General features: G+C 60.9%; 2 protein-coding genes. One reads left to right on the forward strand and one right to left on the reverse strand.

Annotated elements, in window-relative coordinates; genetic code table 11:
• Positions 1-124 precede the first annotated feature (124 nt).
• Positions 125-1,261 carry an acyl-CoA dehydrogenase family protein gene (locus QMX97_RS31900; protein ID WP_065900659.1) on the reverse strand — a complete coding sequence of 379 codons (1,137 nt, stop codon included), beginning with the start codon at positions 1,259-1,261 and terminating at the stop codon, positions 125-127.
• Between the two features lie 220 nt (positions 1,262-1,481).
• On the opposite strand from QMX97_RS31900, the gene QMX97_RS31905 reads away from it, so the two are divergent.
• A complete protein-coding gene (locus QMX97_RS31905; protein WP_177343923.1) occupies positions 1,482-2,402 on the forward strand; it encodes a GlxA family transcriptional regulator in 921 nt (306 codons plus the stop codon).
• The last annotated feature ends 443 nt before the right edge of the window (positions 2,403-2,845 follow it).

A 2,845-nucleotide genomic window follows, 5' to 3' on the forward strand; every position in this document is an offset into this window, starting at 1 on the left:
GCGTTGGGCTGCGCAGCAGCCCTGATCCTGCCCCTCCCCCTAGAACGAGGGAGGAGGTTTTGGGGCTGCTACGCACCCCAACGCGGGGCAAGCCCGCTCGCCACAATAGCCCAGCGTTCCGTGGTCAAAGCGCCCGCGCAATAATCTCCTTCATGATCTCGTTGGTCCCCGCGTAAATCCGCTGCACCCGCGCATCCGCCCAGGCCCGGGCAATCGGGTATTCCCACATGAAACCGTAGCCGCCGTGCAACTGCACGCATTCGTCGAGCACCTTGCATTGCAGGTCCGTGGCCCAGTACTTGGCCATCGCGGCGGTGGGCACGTCCAGCTTGCCTTCGAGGTGCAGCGCCAGGCACTTATCGACGAACACGCGGCCGATCTGAATCTCGGTAGCCATCTCCGCCAACTTGAACCGCGTGTTCTGGAAGTCGGCGATGGCCTTGCCGAACGCCTTGCGCTCACGGGTGTATTCCAGCGTCCACTGCAACGCCGCCTCGGCGGACGACAGCGCGCCAATTGCCACGGTCAGGCGCTCCTGGGGCAACTCCTGCATCAGGTACGCGAAGCCCATGCCTGCTTGCCCGAGCAGATTCTCCTTGGGCACGCGCACATCCTGGAAGAACAGCTCCGAGGTGTCCTGGGCCTTCATGCCGACCTTCTCCAGGCGCTTGCCCTTGTCGAAGCCCGGCGTGTCGGCTTCCACCAGGAACAGGCTGGTGCCCTTGGCGCCGGCCTTGGGATCGGTCTTGGCGACCACGATCACCAGCTCGGCAAGAAAGCCATTGGTGATAAAGGTCTTGGAGCCATTGATCACATACTCATCGCCATCCAGCACGGCCGTGGTCTTGACGCCTTGCAGGTCGGAGCCGGCACCGGGCTCAGTCATGGCAATGGCGGTGACCATTTCGCCGGAGATCAATTTAGGCAGGTACTTGTGCTTCAGCGCCTCACTGCCGTAATGCAGGATGTACGGCGCGACAATGTCCGAATGCAGGGAAAACCCGATGCCGGTGAGCCCGAGCCGGCTGATCTCCTCGATCACCACCGCGCTGTAGAGAAAATCCGCCCCCAGGCCGCCGTACTCCTCCGGCAGATGGGAGCACAGCATCCCCGCCTCCCCCGCCTTGCTCCACAGGGCACGGTCGATGTAGCCCTGTTTCTCCCATTGCCCGTGGAACGGTGCGGCGTCTTTTTCAAGGAAGGTGCGCACGCTCTCGCGAAAGAGTTCGTGCTCCGGGCTGAACAAGGTTCTGGGGATCATGGGTCACCTGCTGGGATTGTCGGACAAGAACGAGCCCACAGAGCCTATGCCGCGAAGGCATCACAGGACACTGGACACATGCGACAAAAAATAAGACGATCCAGCCGTCTGGTGACCACTTTCCCCTATAAGAATAAATGAAATTATGTCTAACCAAATCTCCACGCCGTTGCGGCGCGTCAGCATTTTGGCCATTGATCGGGTATTCGCTTCAACCCTCATGCAAGCCAAGGATTTCTTCCACCTCGCCAGCCTGCGGTATGGCAAACAGCAAGGCCTGGGCCTGACCCCGGCATTCGAAACGCGCCTGGTCAGCCCCGACGGGCAATCGGTGCGCAGCTTCAGTGATGTGATCATGCCGGTGGACGGCGGCCTCGAAGACGCCGACATCATTGTGTTGCCGGCCTTCTGGGATGATTTCGACGCCCTGTGCACGCGTTACCCGCAAGTGCTGCCCTGGCTGCGCGAACAACACGCCCGTGGCGCCGTCCTCTGCGGCGAAGCAACCGGGGTGTTCTGGCTGGCCGAAGCCGGCCTGCTCGATGGCAAGGAGGCGACCACCTATTGGCGTTTCTTCAATGCCTTCGGCGAACGCTTCCCCAAGGTCCAGCTCAACCAGGACAAGCACCTCACCGACGCCGACAACCTGTACTGCGCCGGCGGCACCACCTCGGCGTGCGATCTTTATATCTACCTGATCGAACGCTTCTGCGGCGCCAACATCGCCCAGGCCGTGGCCCGCGATATTCTCTACGAAGTGCAGCGCAGTTACTCGCCTGGGCGCATCGGGTTTGGGGGGCAGAAGCTGCACCAGGACGTGATCATCCTGCAGATCCAGCACTGGCTCGAAGAGCATTTCGCCGACAAGTTCCGCTTCGAAGACGTCGCCCGGGAACACGGCATGAGCATCCGCAACTTCATGCGCCGCTTCCAGACCGCTACCGGTGACAAGCCCCTGCATTACCTGCAGCGGCTGCGCATAGAAACCGCCAAGGGCCTGCTCTCGGCCAGCCGCAAGAGCATCAAGACCATCAGTTATGAGGTGGGTTACGACGATGCAAGTTTCTTTGCGCGGCTGTTCAGGCAGCACACGGAGCTGTCGCCAAACCAGTACCGCCAGCAGTTCCAGCAGGCCGCATAACCAAGGCTAAACGCGGTAGAAAACTGTGGGAGCGGGCTTGCTCGCGAATGCGGAGTGTCAGTCGAAACATTCGTCACTGATACACCGCAATCGCGGGCAAGCCCGGCTCCCACATTTGATCTGCGCTGTGCTGGAGATCCCCATAAAAAAGGCCCGCATCCAGCAGCTCCAGCAAGCCGCATAACCGAGGCTGTACACAACCCCATGTGGGAGCTGGCTTGCCTGCGATAGCGGTGTATCAGTGAGTGTATCTGTCGCTGACCCACCGCCATCGCGGGCAAGCCCGGCTCCCACCTCTGATCTGCGCTGTGCGGGAAATCACGCATAAAAGGCCCGCATCCAGCAGGCCGCATAACTAAGGCCAAACGCGGTAGAAAACCGTGGGAGCGGGCTTGCTCGCGAATGCGAAGTGTCAGTCGCAACATTCGTTACTGATACACCGC

Origin of the sequence: Pseudomonas sp. PS01298, assembly GCF_029959745.1 — a bacterium.
GTDB classification, from domain to species: domain Bacteria; phylum Pseudomonadota; class Gammaproteobacteria; order Pseudomonadales; family Pseudomonadaceae; genus Aquipseudomonas; species Aquipseudomonas aylmerensis.

Coding starts and splice junctions, on each gene's coding strand:
- QMX97_RS31900 (WP_065900659.1), bottom strand. CDS start 1,261: ATGATCCCCAGAACCTTGTTCAGCCCGGAGCACGAACTCTTTCGCGAG.
- QMX97_RS31905 (WP_177343923.1), top strand. CDS start 1,482: ATGCAAGCCAAGGATTTCTTCCACCTCGCCAGCCTGCGGTATGGCAAA.